Origin of the sequence: Parasphingorhabdus sp. (assembly GCF_039982415.1) — a bacterium.
GTDB lineage: Bacteria > Pseudomonadota > Alphaproteobacteria > Sphingomonadales > Sphingomonadaceae > Parasphingorhabdus.
In genome coordinates, this window is record NZ_JBDWYL010000011.1 from 284,701 (window position 1) to 303,017 (window position 18,317).

Annotated in this window: 13 protein-coding genes and 1 tRNA gene; 4 read left to right on the forward strand and 10 right to left on the reverse strand. The window is 48.8% G+C overall.

The window, feature by feature from the left end:
• Positions 1-16 precede the first annotated feature (16 nt).
• The 3 genes from ABJU74_RS15560 to radA are packed head-to-tail and all read right to left on the reverse strand — an operon-like array spanning position 17 to position 2,340.
• Complete coding sequence (locus ABJU74_RS15560; RefSeq protein ID WP_348385251.1) at positions 17-457, reverse strand: iron-sulfur cluster assembly scaffold protein; 441 nt, start codon at positions 455-457, stop codon at positions 17-19.
• Positions 454-966: a CvpA family protein gene (locus tag ABJU74_RS15565; RefSeq protein ID WP_348385250.1), complete on the reverse strand. Its 513-nt coding sequence runs from the start codon at positions 964-966 to the stop codon at positions 454-456. The genes ABJU74_RS15560 and ABJU74_RS15565 overlap by 4 nt, the downstream gene beginning before the upstream one ends.
• A gap of 9 nt (positions 967-975) precedes the next feature.
• Positions 976-2,340 (reverse strand): DNA repair protein RadA, encoded by a 1,365-nt coding sequence (gene radA, locus ABJU74_RS15570; RefSeq protein WP_348385249.1) that lies wholly within the window; start codon positions 2,338-2,340, stop codon positions 976-978.
• Between the two features lie 104 nt (positions 2,341-2,444).
• On the opposite strand from radA, the gene ABJU74_RS15575 reads away from it, so the two are divergent.
• Positions 2,445-4,799, forward strand: a complete 2,355-nt coding sequence (locus tag ABJU74_RS15575) for a patatin-like protein (RefSeq protein WP_348385248.1) — start codon at positions 2,445-2,447, stop codon at positions 4,797-4,799.
• Between the two features lie 41 nt (positions 4,800-4,840).
• Here ABJU74_RS15575 and ABJU74_RS15580 read toward each other — a convergent pair whose 3' ends face one another.
• The 4 genes from ABJU74_RS15580 to ABJU74_RS15595 form a co-directional block, all read right to left on the reverse strand.
• On the reverse strand, positions 4,841-5,773 hold the full coding sequence (locus ABJU74_RS15580) for an MBL fold metallo-hydrolase (protein ID WP_348385247.1): 933 nt from the start codon (positions 5,771-5,773) through the stop codon (positions 4,841-4,843).
• 39 nt (positions 5,774-5,812) lie between these two features.
• Positions 5,813-6,418, reverse strand: coding sequence for a DUF6445 family protein (locus ABJU74_RS15585; protein ID WP_348385246.1), 606 nt, complete (start codon positions 6,416-6,418; stop codon positions 5,813-5,815).
• A 9-nt stretch (positions 6,419-6,427) separates the two neighbouring features.
• Positions 6,428-7,093 carry a glutathione S-transferase family protein gene (locus ABJU74_RS15590; RefSeq protein ID WP_348385245.1) on the reverse strand — a complete coding sequence of 222 codons (666 nt, stop codon included), beginning with the start codon at positions 7,091-7,093 and terminating at the stop codon, positions 6,428-6,430.
• 123 nt (positions 7,094-7,216) lie between these two features.
• Positions 7,217-8,911: a long-chain fatty acid--CoA ligase gene (locus ABJU74_RS15595; RefSeq protein ID WP_348385244.1), complete on the reverse strand. Its 1,695-nt coding sequence runs from the start codon at positions 8,909-8,911 to the stop codon at positions 7,217-7,219.
• 183 nt (positions 8,912-9,094) lie between these two features.
• Here ABJU74_RS15595 and ABJU74_RS15600 point away from each other — a divergent pair, with 183 nt between their 5' ends.
• A complete protein-coding gene (locus tag ABJU74_RS15600; RefSeq protein ID WP_348385243.1) occupies positions 9,095-11,467 on the forward strand; it encodes an EAL domain-containing protein in 2,373 nt (790 codons plus the stop codon).
• A 47-nt stretch (positions 11,468-11,514) separates the two neighbouring features.
• Here ABJU74_RS15600 and ABJU74_RS15605 read toward each other — a convergent pair whose 3' ends face one another.
• Positions 11,515-13,290 carry a sodium:solute symporter family protein gene (locus tag ABJU74_RS15605; RefSeq protein ID WP_348385242.1) on the reverse strand — a complete coding sequence of 592 codons (1,776 nt, stop codon included), beginning with the start codon at positions 13,288-13,290 and terminating at the stop codon, positions 11,515-11,517.
• A 14-nt stretch (positions 13,291-13,304) separates the two neighbouring features.
• Positions 13,305-13,613 carry a DUF4212 domain-containing protein gene (locus ABJU74_RS15610; protein WP_348385241.1) on the reverse strand — a complete coding sequence of 103 codons (309 nt, stop codon included), beginning with the start codon at positions 13,611-13,613 and terminating at the stop codon, positions 13,305-13,307.
• A 528-nt stretch (positions 13,614-14,141) separates the two neighbouring features.
• On the opposite strand from ABJU74_RS15610, the gene ABJU74_RS15615 reads away from it, so the two are divergent.
• Both ABJU74_RS15615 and ABJU74_RS15620 read left to right on the forward strand, forming a co-directional pair.
• The gene (locus ABJU74_RS15615; protein ID WP_348422580.1) at positions 14,142-15,746 is read left to right on the forward strand and encodes a T6SS immunity protein Tdi1 domain-containing protein; all 1,605 of its coding nucleotides are present in this window, start codon (positions 14,142-14,144) and stop codon (positions 15,744-15,746) included.
• 221 nt (positions 15,747-15,967) lie between these two features.
• A complete protein-coding gene (locus ABJU74_RS15620; RefSeq protein WP_348385239.1) occupies positions 15,968-17,944 on the forward strand; it encodes a S9 family peptidase in 1,977 nt (658 codons plus the stop codon).
• 284 nt (positions 17,945-18,228) lie between these two features.
• On the opposite strand, the gene ABJU74_RS15625 is transcribed toward ABJU74_RS15620, so the two are convergent.
• Positions 18,229-18,304, reverse strand: a tRNA-Thr gene (locus tag ABJU74_RS15625).
• Between the last annotated feature and the right edge of the window lie 13 nt (positions 18,305-18,317).

Sequence of the window (18,317 nt, forward strand, 5' to 3'; positions counted from 1 at the left end):
TCAGTGCCTTCCATATTCAAGCAACCTCTTGTTTTTGCATGGCTATTTCCAATGCCTTCAAAAGGGCATCATAAGGCAATAAGATAGCAGCGTGGCGACCGGCATGTTCTTTCGCTGACGATAAATGATTCATATTTTCCCAAAACCCTGGCATAGTCTCTGATCCCGCAAAAAACCGAGCGAGATGATCGCGAGCGGCCTGAATTTTGGAATAGTTTTTTCCCATTGCTTCAGCGGTCAAAATGGCAGCGGATGCTTGGCCCAACGCGCAAGCATTCACTTCTATTCCAATGTCCGAAATCAGTTGATCCTTCGAAAGATGAACATCTGCAGAAACGACACTGCCACAGGTTCGTGAGCGGATCTCGGCCGTACCATGCGGTGATTGCAATCTGCCTTGATGGGGTATGGAAACCGCTAGACGCAAAATATCCCGGGTATAAAGCGTCGCACTCATTCTGGGGCCTCGGCCAATTGGCGCCGTTCTTCTACAAATTTTACCAGTGCATCTCCACTGGCGTTGAGCAAAGGATAGGTGCGCGAGTCCGCGATCCAATCGGGCCGCGGTTCAGTTGCGCTATATATGCTGTCATAAACAAGTACGACCAGAAGATAGGCCAAAGTGGCGCCAATTAACCCTTTGATCATACCAAAACCGAAGCCGAGCACCCGGTCAATCGGGCCAAGCAAAGATTTGCGAGATTTGCGGCCAATAGATTTTGCGATCCAGCGCCCAAGAGCATAAGTTACGATGATAATGCTTCCAAAGGATAATATTGCGGCACCGCCGTCATTTCCGATCGGTGCGATGAGAAAATCGGTTACCGGCGCGTGCAGGAAACGCACGGCAAATATAACCAAAAGCCAAGCAATAAGAGAAAGGGCTTCTTGAACAAAACCACGCAAAAAACCAAAAATGGCGCCGCCGCCCATGAGCAGCAAAACGAAAATATCTAAACCAGTCATAAAGACTAGCTAATCGCGGCTAAGCATATGGTCAACGAGATTGGCTAGCTTTCCAAAGTTCACAACATTAACACCATCTGTTGTCTTGCCTTTGGAAGCAGGAACCAAGGCTTTGCCAAAGCCCAATTTCGAAGCTTCCTTGAGCCGGAGCGCTGTGTTTGAGACTGGTCTAATTTCTCCCGAAAGAGAAATTTCACCAAATATCACTGCGTCACTGGGCATGGGTTTTTCCGCATGCGCTGAAATAAGGGCAGCCGCAACGGCCAGATCAGCTGCTGGATCGGTCAATCGATATCCACCCGCTATATTCAGATAGACTTCAGCGCCAGAAAAACTCAGGCCGCAACGCGCTTCAAGCACTGCCAAAATCATGGCCAGTCGCGAACTATCCCATCCGACAACCGAACGACGCGGGGTGGCTCCGCTCGCTAGCCGAACGGTGAGCGCCTGAATTTCAACCAGCACCGGACGCGTCCCTTCCAAAGCTGGAAACACTGTCGCCCCGGTCACTTCTTCATGTCGGTCCGTCAAAAAAAGAGCCGATGGGTTTTGCACTTCGCTGAGCCCCATTTCTTCCATCGCGAACACGCCGATTTCATCCGTTCCGCCAAAGCGGTTCTTAATCGATCGCAAAATCCGATATTGGTGACTCCGCTCGCCTTCAAAACTCATTACGGTATCAACCATATGTTCCAGCACCCGAGGTCCTGCGATATTCCCATCTTTGGTGACATGCCCGACGAGCATGACCATTGTGCCGTGCTGTTTTGCAAATTTGATAATTTCCTGGGCCGATGCCCGCACTTGGCTGACCGTTCCAGGCGCGCCTTCGATCAAATCGCTGTGCATGGTTTGGATGGAATCGATAACCGCAAAATCCGGCGGGTTTTTGCCCAATGTTGTCAAAATATCGCGAACGGATGTGGCCGATGCCAATTGCACAGACGCCTTGCCCAATCCCAGACGGCGCGCGCGTAATCGCACTTGATCAGCAGCCTCTTCTCCAGAAATATAGGCGACAGAACATCCCGCATCAGCAAGCTTGGCCGATACTTGCAACAACAAGGTCGATTTACCAATCCCCGGATCGCCACCCATCAGGGTTGCCGAACCGGCTACCAATCCGCCACCAACCGCACGGTCAAATTCTTCAATGCCCGTTTTTTTGCGGTCCGGAAGCTGGATTTCAGTGTCCAATCCAACAAACCGAACTTCTCGTCCACCGGTTTGCAGATTATGTTTAGCTGCGAAAACAGTGTCGCCAGCTTCTTCAACAAGCGTATTCCATTCCCCGCACTCGGCGCATTGGCCTTCCCATCGATGGGATATGGCACCGCAATTTTGGCAGACATATTTTTTCTTGGGCTTCGCCATTACACTCTTCTTCTGGAACAAAAAAAGAACATTATAGTTTTTGATGGCTTTTTCAACTGCTTTCCTGCTTGCGCGATTCTTCACATCCTGCCACTCTTGGATCGATGCGCCAGAAGGAACTCAGACTCGCTCTTATTTGCTATGGTGGCGTCAGTCTCGCCATTTATATGCACGGTATCACCAAAGAAATTTGGAAGTTGGCCAAAGCGAGCCGCGATTTTCACGATGGCCAGAAAACAGCCGATTGTAGCCGCGGAACCTATTATGACATATTGGACTGGGTGGAAAAAGAAACCGGGGTCAAGCTTAGAGTGTTGCCCGACATCATAGCTGGTGCCAGCGCTGGCGGCATAAATGGAATTTTTCTCTCACAAGCCATAATATCTGGGGAGTCACTCGAACCGTTGACTGAATTGTGGCTGGAAACAGCAGATGTGGATCGATTGCTTGATCCCGATGCTCGTCCGTTGTCCCGTTTTTCCAAATTTTGGGCAGAACCCATTGCCTGGATGGCCCTTGGTCGCAAAGGCGGAGCTGTCGAACAAACAGTATCCAAAGAGGCGCGAGAAGAGGTTAAAATGAAGCTATCGCGGTTTGTCCGCGCGCGCTGGTTTGCACCACCATTTGGCGGAAAAGTATTTTCCGGGTTGATATTGGATGCGCTGGCAACGATGAAAAAAACCGATCGTGGCCCCAAATTGCTTCCTCCCGGTCAACCGTTGGATTTGTTCGTAACCGTGACCGATTTCGTTGGTCATCCTGAGAAATTACAATTACACAGCCCGCCAGAAGCACTGGAAATGGAGCATCGCATTACGATTAGTTTCTCGACGCGGGGGAAAAGCGGTGCCGATATTGCTGATCCGGCGGAACTGGTTTTTGCGGGGCGAGCAACCGCCAGTTTTCCAGGCGCCTTCCCGCCATTCACGGTGTCGGAGCTAGACAATGTCCTATCCAACCGCGGTAGAGAATGGCCTAATCGGGCAAATTTCCTGAAACGTATCCTCCCCAATCAAAGCCGCGCGGGTACCGCCGATGATACGGTATTGATTGACGGCTCGGTGCTTGCGAACGCCCCTTTTGCACAAGCGATTGAGGCGCTTAAAAACCGCCCAGCAAAACGCGAAGTCGATCGCAGATTTGTCTATATTGACCCCCGTCCGGATCTCGATGTCGCCAAAAGCGATCGCGCGCTGCAACGGCTGCAAGCGGCTCAAGAAGCGGAGGATGAAAGTCTGCCTGGCTTTTTCTCAACAATTTTCGGAGCCATTTCGAATATTCCCAGAGAGCAACCCATTCGGGACAATCTGGACAATATTTCCGGACGATCCAACCGCATCATTCAAATGCGTCAGATCACGGACAATTTGCGAGGAGAAGTGGAACAAAATGTCGAATCGCTATTCGGCAGAACTTTGTTTCTCGACAAACCCACACCAGCGCGACTGGCTGCCTGGCGACGCAAATCACGGGACAAGGCAAGCAAATTGGCCGGCTTTTCCTACAGCGCTTATGGCCATCTGAAATTGGCTACGGTACTGGAAGATATTGCCCATACCGTCCGGCGGGCTAAAGCGGATAGCAATGTGCACAATCATCAGCAGATGCGAGAGCTATTATGGGCTGAATTGCGTCAAATTGGACTGGACAATATTGGTAAAAAGGGCGGCGCAGGTCCTTCTAAATTGGCGGCAAATTTCTTCAGTGAACATGATCTGGGCTATCGCATCCGGCGCTTGCGCTTTCTGGCGCGGCGTCTGGCTGAAGATCTCGATAGCGCGCATCCGGATGATTATGCCATTATCGAACAAATGCATGATGTGATTTATGATTGCCTTGCCCTTTATATTGAGCGCGAAACAATCGAATATCTCGGCGATGAATTTGTGGCTTTGGCAGAACAAGCCGAAAACCATCCATCGACCATTTTAGAAAGTCTTGCCAAAGCTCGAGACCTAGCGTCGGCAGATGCGCTCGTTGATGCCCAATTGGCCGAAGCCATGGCCGGTCTGCCCAAGACGGAACGCCGATCGATGCTCTTGGCGTTTCTCGGTTTTCCATTTTATGACATCGCCACTTTGCCGCTTTTACAAGGCGAAGGGCTGGATGAATTTGATCCGATCAAAGTAGACCGAATTTCACCAGAAGACGCCAAGTCGATTCGCCAAGGCGGAGTTGCAGCTACATTAAAAGGTATAGAATTCAATAACTTCGGGGCGTTTTTTAGCAGAAGTTACAGGGAGAATGACTATCTCTGGGGCCGCCTTCATGGTGCGGAACGGATGACCGATATTTTGTTATCCACCTTACCGGTGAACAAACAGCCAGATGCCCACAAAAAGCTGGAATTTAAAAAGACCCTCTTCCGCGCCATTATTGACGAGGAAGAAAAGCGGCTCACCAAAATAGGGCCGCTTATCATTTCGTTACGCAAAGAAATTAACCGCGCTACCGTTTGATCAGAATAAGCAACGCCAAAATATGGCGCGGTTGATAATCTTTAATGCGCTGGTTTTTCGAGGCTCATATAGACCGCTTTGACAAAGGCATCGCCTTTGATGAAGGCATCTTTATTCGTGTCCCATTTCGCTGCTGGTTTCATGGCTTGAATTTGCTCGAGTGTTTTGCCTTCGCTCCGCGCAGCTTCAACTGACCCGATGACGCTTTTTAACATATCCCGATAGTCTTTGAGATCGGCTGTCGTCGCCATGGGCCCATGGCCGGGGATAATCTGGGTATCGTCATTGGCCAGTGCCAAGGCTTGCTCCGCAGCAGCCAATACGCCCCGCGCATTGCCCCCGCTGTTCAAATCAATGAAGGGCAAGGTCACTTTGTTAAAATAGAGATCGCCCATATGGATAACATTGGCATTTTTCCAAAAGACAATACTGTCCCCATCCGTATGGGCATTCTTCATATGTTTAACATGAACTTCATCCCCATTGAGATGCAATTTGAGCCCATCTTCGTAGGTAACCACCGGTAAGGCTGCTTTTGGTGAAGCCGGGTCATTGCCGCGACCATCGGTTTGCTCCCCCGCCATTCTTTGGCGGACATGATCATGGGCCATGATCAACGCACCGGCTTTGCCAAAATTCTCGTTCCCACCGCTATGATCGCCATGCCAATGGGTATTGATGAGATATTTAACCGGGTCAGCCTCGAGCGCCGCAACCGCAGCTTCTATTTTTTTGGTCAATGGAGCAAATTGATCATCAATCAAGACAGTGCCATCCGGCCCATAGGAAACGCCAATATTTCCGCCAGCACCAAACAGAACGGCGATATTGTCCGTCAATTTTTGCGTCTTGATCTCAACCTTGGCAAAACGATCCGCTTCTTGCGCATTGCTTTTTTGCGCGCAGGCAGACAGCATGATTGGCGATGCAGCCAATAAAGCCAGAGACAGGGATTTTGTGTACAGCGGATTCATTGCGATATCTCCTTAATATGACGCCCTTTTAGTCGATGATTAGGTTTTGGCAAAGAACATCAATTGGACCAATCTCCCATTTTCTATATTGGTCCCAAAAGCGGGCCCGCTATTATGGAACAGCCAGGGGCTAAAAAGGATCAAGCGATTGTAGCGCATCGGCACCACCATCTCTCGCCGCCACTTGGATGGGTTGCGCGTATCGCGATTCACAATGTCAGCAATTAACGCATTTATGTCAGCATAGCCGGCATTGACAATGCCTAAAGAATCTGTCGGAACACGGTCCAACCCGGTGCGTTTGTGCCGGAAAAATTCCGTACCACCGGCACTATGTTCGGGGAGAGATAGATATAAAATGCCGGAATAAAAAGCTGGATCAATATGGACTCCGCTGCGCCCTTTGTCGCCTTTAACCGTGATCCGACAATGGCCATGGCTCGTTCCTTTGGCCGGTTCTACCGGCACATTGATTATGTCAGAGACGCGTTTTTGTAACCCTTTAATCACCAGCGACTGTGTCGAAATATGACCGGGATAATTGCCTTCTTTGCGGGTTGGGTCATAATCCAGCGCCATGGCTGCTTTGCGCGCAACATCGGGGTCGGATAGAAAGTCATCGATAATTAATAACGCCGGCAGCATCCCTTTTCCTTACCGTTGAGTACCAATTGCAATTGACTGAGTTTTCTCGGATTCCCATCGCGTTGCTACCAAAGTTGGCCGCTGCCCGATTTTGTTCAGCCAGTGCCGAAGCGGCAAAAGTTGACTGATCAAATTATCCCCTTCAGCTGTCATTTGAACCGGCCGTAAAATGCAATAGATGAAAATATCGGCAAGCGAAAAATCTGTACCCGCAAAATAAGGTGCTTCTTCAACGCGCTCGCAAACGATCCCAAGATGTTCTGCAATTTGCGGCAACGCAGCTTCGATAATATCCGATCGCAACGGCGTTTTCAAAAATCGGTGCGCCAATCGCGGCATTAACAATCCATGTTCCGCCACGGGAAAGAGATACCCATTGGCAATTGAAATCCAACGATCCATTTCCGCACGTGCCGCAAAGTCGCGAGGTTGCAAGTGACCTCCATTATGGGCGTTGTCGATATATTGGCAAATCGCAACACTTTCAAATAAACTGAGCCCATCTATTTCTACTGTCGGGACTTTTTGAAAGGGATGGCGGCGTTTATTTTCCGCACTACCGGCGGGCGTGGCTGTGATTGTCCACGTGATACTGGCCTCTTCTGCAACCGTCTGCACGATCCGACTATAGGTCGACATGATCGTTCCATATATGTGCAAAGTGGGTTCAGCCATGCCCCATGCTAAAACCAAAATTCATTTCTGTCATCAACCGGCTGGGATAAAGGGCAGAGACGCAAATCCGAGGCTCAGGCCTTTCGCCCGAAACCAACCCGAATTAAATGCAAAAAGCGCCTTTTACAGCAGTTCCTCAAGACGGAGTGCTTTGCGATCAAGCTTGCCGATCATCGTTTTAGGCAAGCTGTCTCGGATGACGACCGCGGTTACACGTTCATGTTTACCCAATTGCGGGTTGAGCCAGTCTTTCAAGCTCTCCCCTTCAACAGTCATGCCCTCTTCCAAAGCAACAAAGGCTTTTGGCGTTTCTCCGCGATAGTCGTCCGGGATGCCGATAACCAACGCTTCTTTTACTGCATCATGTTTGTAGAGTATTTCTTCCACTTGGCTGGGGAATACTTTAAACCCGCCGACTGCAATCATGTCTTTCAATCGGTCGACAATTTTTATGTAACCGTCTTCATCAATGACCGCGACATCTCCGGTTCGCAAAAACCCATCGACAAAAACATCGTCATCCGCATCGGGACGATTCCAATAGCCTTGCATGACTTGCGGGCCTGAAAATATCAGCTCTCCCGGTTCGCCATCGGGCACGTGTTTGTTGGGATCTTCTTTGTCCACCAATTTGACCAATGTCCCGGCGACCGGTTGTCCAATGGTGCCGGTTTTGTTGAGACCGGAATAAGGATTGGCACTGACTACGCCGGAACTTTCCGTGAGCCCATAGCCCTCGACCAATTTGGCGCCCGTCTTTGCTTCGAATTTTTTCTTTAATTCTGCAGGCAAAGGGGCACCACCAGAAACACAAACCTTGAGAGATGAAAAATTGGTTTTGTCGATATCCGGATGATCCAGCAAGGCCTGATACATGGTCGGCACGCCAGGCATGGCAGTGATCTGGTTGCGGGTAATGGCTTTCAACGTCTGTTTGGCGTCGAAACGCGGCAACATCACTATTTTCCCGCCGCGCTGAACGGTTCGATTAAGCACGGCGCTATTGGCGAAGACATGGAAAAATGGCAGCACGCCCATCAAGCGATCTTCTTCTTCGACAAACGGATCGATACCATTAATTTGCCGGGCATTCGCGGTCAGATTTTGATGACTAAGCATTGCCCCCTTGGGCGTTCCTGTCGTGCCGCCCGTATATTGCAGCAAAGCAATATCTTTTTCGGGATGGATATTGGGCGCGAGATATTTGCCATCATTATCGGTTAAATCCGCAAAAGGCGTGATGCGATCATCTTTGGGCTGCGGCGAATTTTCTTTGCGGCGGAACAAGCGATAAAAAAGCGCTTTTGCGCCCGGTAGTGCGCCCGCCACACTGCCCACGACCAAACGTTCCAGACTGGATTGCTTGAGCACTTCATATGCGGTTGGAAAGACAGCGCTGGCGGAGAGTGTGAAGAGGATCTTGGTCCCGCTATCTTCAACCTGATGGTTCAGTTCATCAATTGTATAAAGCGGCGAAAAATTGACGACAGTGGCCCCAATTGCCATTGCGCCATAATAGGCCGTCACATAATGCGGAACATTGGGCAAAAACAGCCCCACCCGATCGCCTTTTTTAATGCCAAGCTCTTGCAACCCTTTGGCCACCCGAACCACGCCGGCTGCAACGTCTGCATAGCTATATTTGCGGCCCATAAAATCCAGCAAATTTTCTTCGCCTCTGCGCCCAGCAGAAGCAAAAAACATTCCTGGCATCGACAGCGGAGGGAAAAATTGGTCCCAATCTGTCGGATGATTATAGCGCGATTTCCAGATCGGAGCAGAATCGCCAAGTGGCAAGGTTTCAGGCGTATCAGTCATTAACATCCATGTAAGTGAATATCTCGCGACTGACAATGGCTATTGCGGGATATCTCTCCAGAAATTCCAACCAAAACCGCGTCACTTGTATAAGCTGGTAAACGCCAAAATATTTACCAATATCAATCCCGTAACGGCATGAAAAATAACGATTGATAAACCTATCTTGGCTAGGTCGTCGAAATGTGGAATCTTCTCCAACAAAAAGACAGCTTGCGCGACCTCGAACAGCCTGATCTGGATCTGGTCACTAGAGAACAGCTTGCGCAACACGGAAAATCTACACTGACGGCTGTATTGTCCAATGCTGTGGCCGCCATTGTGGTATCGATATTATTCTCCCAACAGCTGAACTTCTGGGCGCTCGGAGGTTGGGCGTCGTTCTTATTGGGCGCATCCATTTATCGGCTGCAACTGGGCAAGCAAACCCAAAGAGCGGCCATATCCCGCGGTAAAGCCTTGCGTTTAAAAAGGCGCCTCACGGTAAATGCGGCTGTCTATGCCCATATTTGGGGAGTCGGCATCGCCTGTTTGTTGACCGTTGCACAAGGGACACAATTTGGACTGCTTGCCGTCATCGGAGCCGGACAAATTAGTGCCGGCACCCTGACCTATCGTCATCTTTCTGAAGCGTCGCGCGCTTGGACCTTCATCATCTTCATGTGTCTAGCGGTTGGCCTCATCGCTCGGGGCGGATTTGAAAGCTATGGCACGCTTGTTCTTTTATCCATGTTCGCAGCAGTTTTGAACAAAAATGGCGTCGACATTTTCAACGGTTTCGTCAATCAACTGCTGACCCGCCAGGAAAGCAACCGGTCCGCCGAAACCGTAAAATTACTGCTCAACGATTTTGAAGAACAATCGGCAAATTGGCTTTTTTCAATGGACCAAGATGGATTGCTTATCGATGTTTGCGACCGCTTTGCTGAAGCCGCGGATCGACCTAAGAAATTATTGGAAGGCAGCAAACTTACGGCGCTTTTTGCCGATCCCAAAGACCGCAATCACCTGAAACGAAAAATCGCCAAATCAATCGCGTTTAGAGACGTGCCCATTGCCATAAAAGTAGGTGATGAAAAACATTGGTGGACGATCAGCGCTCGCGCTACGGGCCCATCTCAGCGCAGCAGCAAGGTCGCAATGCGAGGCGTCATTGCCGATATTACAGCGCAAAAATCGGCTGAAGAAAAAGTCAATTATATGGCGCATTTCGATGGATTGACCGATTTGCCCAATCGCCGGCTGTTCAACGATACTTTGGATAGAACAATCCGAAATGCCCAAGACAAAGACTATATTGCCTTGGCCTTTTTCGACCTTGATCACTTTAAAGGAATTAATGACACTTTAGGCCATCCTATTGGCGATAAATTGCTGCAAGCGATCGCCAGGAGATTGGATCATTTGTCACATAGCGGGGATTTGCTCGCACGTATGGGCGGCGATGAATTTGCGCTGCTTTTAACCGGTAACCAGGCCAAAAAAGCTGAAGAAATCGCGCAAACAATCATCAAGAAATTGGGCATGCCCTTTGTCATCGATGGCCATGATATCAGCACCGGTGTGAGTATCGGCATCGCGCATTGGAACGCCGAGATTGAACATCCTGACAAGCTATTGAAATATGCCGACCTTGCGCTTTATGCATCGAAAAAAACCGGCCGAAACCGGCTGACATTTTTCGAGCAGGGCATGGATATTGCCGCCGAAAATCGCCGCGCCATGGAAAATGATTTACGGCAATCCATTGGGCAACAGGAAATGCGCCTCCACTATCAACCGTTGGTCGATATCAAGACGCTCCAGAAAACCGGTTTTGAAGCGTTGATCCGCTGGGAACATCCGCAACGCGGGATCGTCATGCCGGATGAATTTATCGGGATTGCCGAGGAGACTGGACTGATCGTCCAATTGGGAGAATGGGTGATCCGCAAAGCGATTGAAGATGCCGCGGCCTGGGGTGAAGGATTGAACGTTGCGGTCAATCTGTCGCCATCGCAAATGCGCGCGCCCAATTTGCTTTCCACCATCGTCAACGCACTGGCCCGCACTGGCCTGCAGCCTCATCGACTGGAACTGGAAATTACCGAGAGCGTATTGATGCAGGATAGCGAAGATAATATCCGGCTATTGCATCAACTGCGCGATTTGGGTGTGCGGATCGCGCTTGATGATTTTGGGACCGGCTATAGTTCGCTCAACTATCTGCGCAGCTTTCCTTTCGACAAAATCAAAATTGATCGCTGTTTTGTGGAAGCCATTGATACGCATGAGGATTGCCGAGTCATAATTCGATCAGTTATTAATTTAGCCAAAAATCTGGGGATGCAGACAACCGCCGAAGGCGTCGAACGGCAAAGCCAGGTGGACCAATTGCGCTTGGAAGGATGCGATCAAGTACAAGGCTATCTATACGGTAAAGCGGCTCATCTCGATGGCTGCACCGATTTGCGCTCGGAAGACAAAACAACCAGCAATCTGGAAGCGCTCACCCCCTCTGACAGTCGTCCAGCAGAGCGGGAAAGCCTTTCCGATGACCGGCGCAAAAGCGCTTAACTTCCAAAAGGATCATTCCGGCCACGTAGTCTCTCTGGCTAGTAATGTTAATGGTTGCTCGCATCACCGGCGCCGCGCGGCACCCGAATGGAATCGACCAGTTTGCGAACACTTAATGGAGGCGCATTGGTGCTTTTCGCCACAATGATGGCGATGGCGAAATTTAAAATCATACCGATGACACCAATGCCTTCAGGCGAAATGCCGAATAACCAATTGGCTGCAATATTGGCCTCCGGATTCATCAGCTTGAAATAGGCTATATAGCTAAAGGTGAACACCAGGCCGGTGACCATACCGGCAATAGCCCCTTCCCGGTTCATCCGTTTGGAAAATATGCCCATGAAAATGGCTGGGAAAAGCGACGCGGCCGCCAAACCAAAGGCAAAAGCAACCACCTGCGCAACCCATCCGGGCGGATAAATGCCAAGAAATCCAGCGACAATAATCGCAGCTGTTGCCGCGAGCCGTGCCGCCAACAGCTCTCCTTTTTCACTGATATTGGGCTTGAAGGTGCTTTTGAGCAAATCATGGCTGATCGAAGACGATATCACCAGCAAAAGGCCAGCCGCTGTCGATAGCGCGGCCGCAAGCCCTCCGGCTGCAACCAAAGCAATGACCCAGCCCGGTAGGTTTGCAATTTCCGGATTGGCCAGAACCATGATGTCGCGATCAACATAAACTTCATTGCCGTTGCTTTGATCCAGCTCATTGGCCAGCAAGCGTTGACCGGCCGGTCCTGTTTCCTCGGTAAATTCAGGCTTGCCTTTAAACGCCGCACCATTGGACATTTGCATTTTACCGTCACCATTTTTGTCGGCAAAAGCAATAAGATCATTTTTTTCCCAGTTTTTGAACCAAGCCGGGGCTTGAGCATAATCTTTTTCACTGACGGTTTCGATGAAGTTCAGACGCGCAAATGCACCGACAGCCGGTGCAGTGGTATATAGCAAAGCGATGAAGATTAGCGCCCAGCCAGCTGACCGCCGCGCATCAGAAGCTTTGGGAACTGTGAAAAACCGAACAATCACATGAGGCAGGCCGGCTGTTCCGATCATCAATGCCGCGGTGATACAGAAAATGTCGATCATCGACTTGGACCCGCTCGTATAGGCGCCAAAGCCCATATCCTGGAGCACAAGATCGAGCTTCTGCAAAACATAAAGACCCGATCCATCATTGACTATAGACCCGAGCCCCAATTGCGGAATGGGATTACCAGTAACCAGGAAACTGATAAAGAAAGCGGGGACCATATAAGCGAAGATCAAAACGCAATATTGCGCAACTTGCGTATAGGTTATGCCCTTCATGCCCCCGAGCACAGCGTAGAAAAACACAATTGCCATGCCAATAATCACACCCATAGTGATCGGCACGTCCAGAAAGCGTGAAAAGACAATACCAACGCCGCGCATTTGGCCAGCAATATAGGTGAAACTGATAAAGATCAGGCAGATAACCGCAACCACTCGCGCCGCTTTGGAATAATAGCGCGTGCCGATAAAGTCCGGCACGGTATATTGACCAAATTTGCGCAAATATGGTGCTAATAGCAGCGCCAGCATCACATAGCCTCCGGTCCATCCCATTAGATAAACCGACGCATCATAGCCGGAAAAGGCAATAAGTCCGGCCATGGAAATGAAACTGGCCGCTGACATCCAATCCGCCGCCGTTGCCATGCCGTTGACAACCGGATTCACACCGCCGCCAGCCACATAAAACTCACGTGTTGATCCAGCCCGAGACCATATGGCGATGCCGATATAAAGAGCAAAACTGGCCGCAACAAAAATATAGATTAAGGTCTGTGTTTCCACGATGTCATGCCCCCTTAATCATCAAGATCATATTTGCGTTCCAGCCGTTTCATGCGGAACGTGTAGTAGAAAATCAAAAGAATGAAGGCGTAAATGGACCCTTGCTGGGCAAACCAGAATCCGAGCGGGTAACCGCCAATGGAAAATTGGTCGAGAAACGGTCGAAATACAATGCCTGCTCCAAATGACACGAGCAACCAGATTGCCATTAATCCGCATAAAAGTCGGATATTATCCGACCAATAGGCCCGTTCATTAGCCGTGGTATCATATTCCTCTTCCACCCCGTCTTCCGGTGGCTGCTTTGTTTGATCATCTACCATGGCGCTCTCCCCGCTCTATCTTTGCGCAACATGCTACAGCAGCACAGAAATTTTGAAAGAGTGAGTTTAAAGGAAAACGATTTGGGGCTAGCCCGCTGCCAATATTCACGCTTCACATTGCGGTAAGCTATCGAAAATCCCATTCTACCCAACCTTCTCGGGGATGTTCCCTATGAGACTGAGCTTCTGAGCGAGACCCAGATTGTTGACAATCAGGGCAATGTAACCGCCCGAATGACAGCAGAAGATGGGGCTGGAGTGCTGATCGCAGAACTGGATCTTTAGCCAACAAAACCCGCGCTTGAAATTCCCAACCAATTCTGGATTCCCGAACTACAAAGACTCGCAAAGCTTGTGTGGTGGCACCAGAATTGTATTAGCAAGGGCATCTATAAGAAGGCCAAGGAGGATGGGAGATTCTAGCACAGTAAGCCCCAATACCGTCCGCATTGGACGCAAAAGCGGGCATAGTTAAAAGAGCATAGCTAGACCTCTTTGGACTTTGAGCAAATGCTGTTACGAATAATCATGGCCTGTGTTTGGAAAATTTTGTTTTTCGTATTTATTTCAAACTTGACAGCCTGTGCGACAAAATCACATTCTGATGCTAATTCGGTTCCCATGGCTTGGGACGGCGCTGAAAGTCGGCAAAAAAACTCCATTCAAGCCAAAGCCTGGGGCTATAAGCTTTCTCCAGTTAACCCCAGCACCGAAGACCCTGATGGAACAATACGCGTCTGGCATTCTAAACTCGGTAGTATCAGCTACCCAACAAAAAGGGCCTGCATGGAAGCAGCAAAGAAAGGGTTGGAATATCTCGCTGGTGAGGCTTGGAATTTTGAGGCAAGTTGTACTTCTCCTCCACGGGCTTCTATGCCGATTGCCACAGCGGCAATTGATGTCAACAAATTTGGGATCGATAGTAACCCTATCGCTCATGAAACTGAGAAGCCACAGCAGCCTGTAGAACAAACCGTTGGCGAAGCTTCGCCACCAAGGATCATTGTCAATACTATCCCAAATCCGGAGAAAAAAACCGATCCGGCAGAAAGTCAGTACCTGTCAATAATTGTTCGCAGAATTTTTTTTCCGCCACAGAAGCAGGATTCCATCGCACCGAAGAAGCGCGCTGACCTGTCGAGTTGCGATGCATCTGAAGGGTTGGCTATGATAACTGCGCTGCAGAATTGCTGGCCAGTTATGCAAAGCTATCAAGCTCTAGGTGATGTCATGAGAAACATGAGAGATCACTTTATGGCAGAGGCATTGGCGGAAGATTCGACTGATGATTCTGAATTACAAATGCAGACTCGCACTCTGAAGGGGGCCGACGAAGTCATTGCCTTAGCCAGCGAACGTAAATGGCCTCTGCAAGACCTGATACTCATCATGGCTCACAGTGTGAAGCGCGAGATATACGAAGACACACAGAAATATAACCTCGCACTGGAACAACTTGCTACTACTGAGTCGATCGCAAGATCCAGTCGCATGACGGAGCCAGGGTTTGAATTGCTCAAAGATGGTTCCGCTGTTCGCATAAAATTGCTCCGCAAGAAGGAAAAGGCTGTGCAAGCCAAGGAGTATAATCAAGGAACTTCAGAAACGTGGATCGCTGTTGAAGAATTAGTCCCGTCTGCTTTAGTGCAAGAATATGGTCTTGCGCCAACCGATTTGGCGGCCAATCCTTCATCTTTTCGGTTAAATCACTTTGTGGAGGTATGGAAATGGCTAACCGGAAGCGATGTCCATCCGTTAATGATAACGGCTCTCGGTGATTTGATATTCAAGAGGTCCAATGGTGAGATTCTTCTCCTGGACACTGCCTCCGGGACGCTGGTTCCGCTGGCTGAGTCGCAAAATGCATTTGTGAAATCTGTTTCCGAAAAGGCGGTGTTAGATCAGGTTTTCTCTCCTAAGATTATAAAGCAATTTAAGGGTAATGATATTATGCTGGGGCCCAATCATGTCTACAGCATAACCAAGCCTCTTAACTTGGGTGGAACCTATACTGCAGACAATTTTCTAGTGATCGATATGGATGTGCATTTTGTGATTTTGGGACAGATACATTCTCAGATTAAGGACCTACCTGACGGCAAAGAGATTGATCGCTTCACGATAAACAATTGAGTTTGATTAAGCGAACGTCCGCTTTCGGGATATTGCCCTCACAGTTAATTTTCCAAATTGTGAACAAAAAGATGTTGTTTAACGCTCATTGGCAATTAACTTGTTGAGTTATTCTCGTTTCACTGAGATATTTAATCTCCTTTTTGTCGAGGTGCATTATCTCCAAATTACAAACATCGGCCTTTAACCAACATGCAAAGTTGATTCAGGTTTTGGTCCTGATGTTGTTGACGAGCCTTCTGGTTATCCCGCAATCGGTTGAAGGCAAGGACTATCTTAATCCGGAACCCATTCCCGTTGAGAATTATTCTGCTTTACCCTTCCTACATTCACCATCCCTCTCTCCGGATGGAACGAAACTGGCCGTGCTGGTAACCAAAGGAGACGCAAAGCATATTGGGATAATTGACCTAACTGCTCCAAAAGAAAGCGAACCCAAATATTTTTCGTTTGGCGAAAACAAACTCAACTGGTTCCATTGGGCAGGAAACAAAAAACTGCTTATCAGTTTTGGCAGCGTACGAAATCTTATTTTTTACGTCTTTTCGACCAATGCCCTCAAAACCATTGATTTGGAAACGTCCAAGATAACAGCGCTGAACGAAAAATCAGAATTCATCAAAGACAATATTATTTTTCAAGACCCCTATGGGCAGTACATCATTGCCTACCAATATCGACGTGGGAAGCCCTATGCTGTTCGCATCGATCTCAACGACGCTAGCGAAGTGGTCTTGGAAAAGCCCCGTCACCAGATTGATCAATGGATCTCTGATAATAAAGGAAATATCCGTGCTGGTATAAATTATAGCAAGAAGCGATGGAGGCTATACTATCGTGAACAACCCGGCGGCAAATTGGTGAAGATTGAAAACCGTCGCTATGATTCCTTCGAAGATGGTGTCGTAGAAGATCTGCAATTTTTGCCGGAAACCGGTCAGGCCATCATATTGACGAACGGAAAAAATGGACGGTTCGGTGCCTATAATTACAATATTCGCGAAGATATTATTGGTGACGCTATCTATGAGCATCCGACCGCTGATGTGACCAATTTGGTGATGGACACCGCCAAAAACCTGATCGGCGTAGAATATAATGCAGACAAACCCGGACAAAAGTGGCTTGTTCCGGCAATGAACGACCTCTACCAGCGGATTGGCAAGGTTTTCAAAACCAAGCAGAACAGGATATTGGGAACCAGTGATGATCAAACGGTGACTTTATTTTGGTCGGGATCGGGTTCGGATCCGGGGTCATATTATCTCTACTATCCCCAGCTAAAAAAAATTGAGCAAGTTTTGATCCCGTATGACAAGATTGATCCTGAAAAAATGGTAGCCATGGAACCCGTCAAATACCAATCACGCGATGGCCATATGGTTCCTGCATATTTGACAATGCCCAACGGACCTAAAAAGAAAAATCTACCGACTGTGATCTTGCCTCATGGCGGTCCTTTCATGCGCACCAGTTGGAGGTTTGACCCTTGGGCACAATTACTGGCCAATCGCGGATATGTTGTACTGCAACCGAATTTCAGGGGCTCCACCGGCTATGGTCGGGATTATGTCGAAAAGGGCTATGACCAATGGGGTACTGGTATGATCGATGACATTGACGACGGAACGGACTGGTTGATCGAACAAGGTATCACCGACAAGAACAAGATCTGTATAATGGGTGCCAGCTACGGCGGCTATGCTGCGCTTTGGAGCTCGATCCGCCAACCTGAAAAATACAAATGTGCCATCAGCCTGAATGGCGTCACTGATGTTCGTGCGATGTTGAAATATGACAGAAAACAATTTGCGGCAAGACGTTATGCCCGAAAATGGGAAGAAAAAGTCGCGGGTGAAGAAAAGAAAGACCTCGAAGCCATATCTCCGGTGCAACAGGCCGCTAGAATGAGAGTGCCCGTGCTTGTGGCGCAGGGACAGCGCGACACAAATGTCCCCAAAGAACAAGCTTATGATTTCGTAAAAGCACTCAATAAGGCTGGTTTCGATAAACTTGAGAAAATATATTTCCCCAAATCTGGTCATGACTTTGCCAACAGTGCAGATTCAACAAACTTCTTGAAAAAGTCGCTTCAATTTCTAGCCAAGCATAATCCATCTACAATCAATAGTGATCCGCAAGCCGAGGATCTGAAAATTGAAGCAAAGGCACTAGAAGAAGAAAAAGATGAGAAGTGAGGTTTGAGTTTTCTCTTAGCCTCACGCTAAAACGTACAAGATCATATTGCGGTCGCGCCGCTAACGTCCGCTTTCGGGATAGAGCAGACTCAACAACATTCCTCAATGCAACACAGGCGCAACATGCTCACTCGAAAGCCCTGTTTTCAAAGGGCTACTTACTGACATTTAATCGGTTGGTTGCTGGAAGCACTCAATGCACATGCATTGTGATACATATGTTGCTACAGTACTTGCTACAGAGCATTACAAATATATCTATATTTATCAATAGTATAGAAAAATGGTGCCGCTTAGAGGACTCGAACCTCTGACCCCATCATTACGAATGATGTGCTCTACCACCTGAGCTAAAGCGGCGGATTGGCGGTAG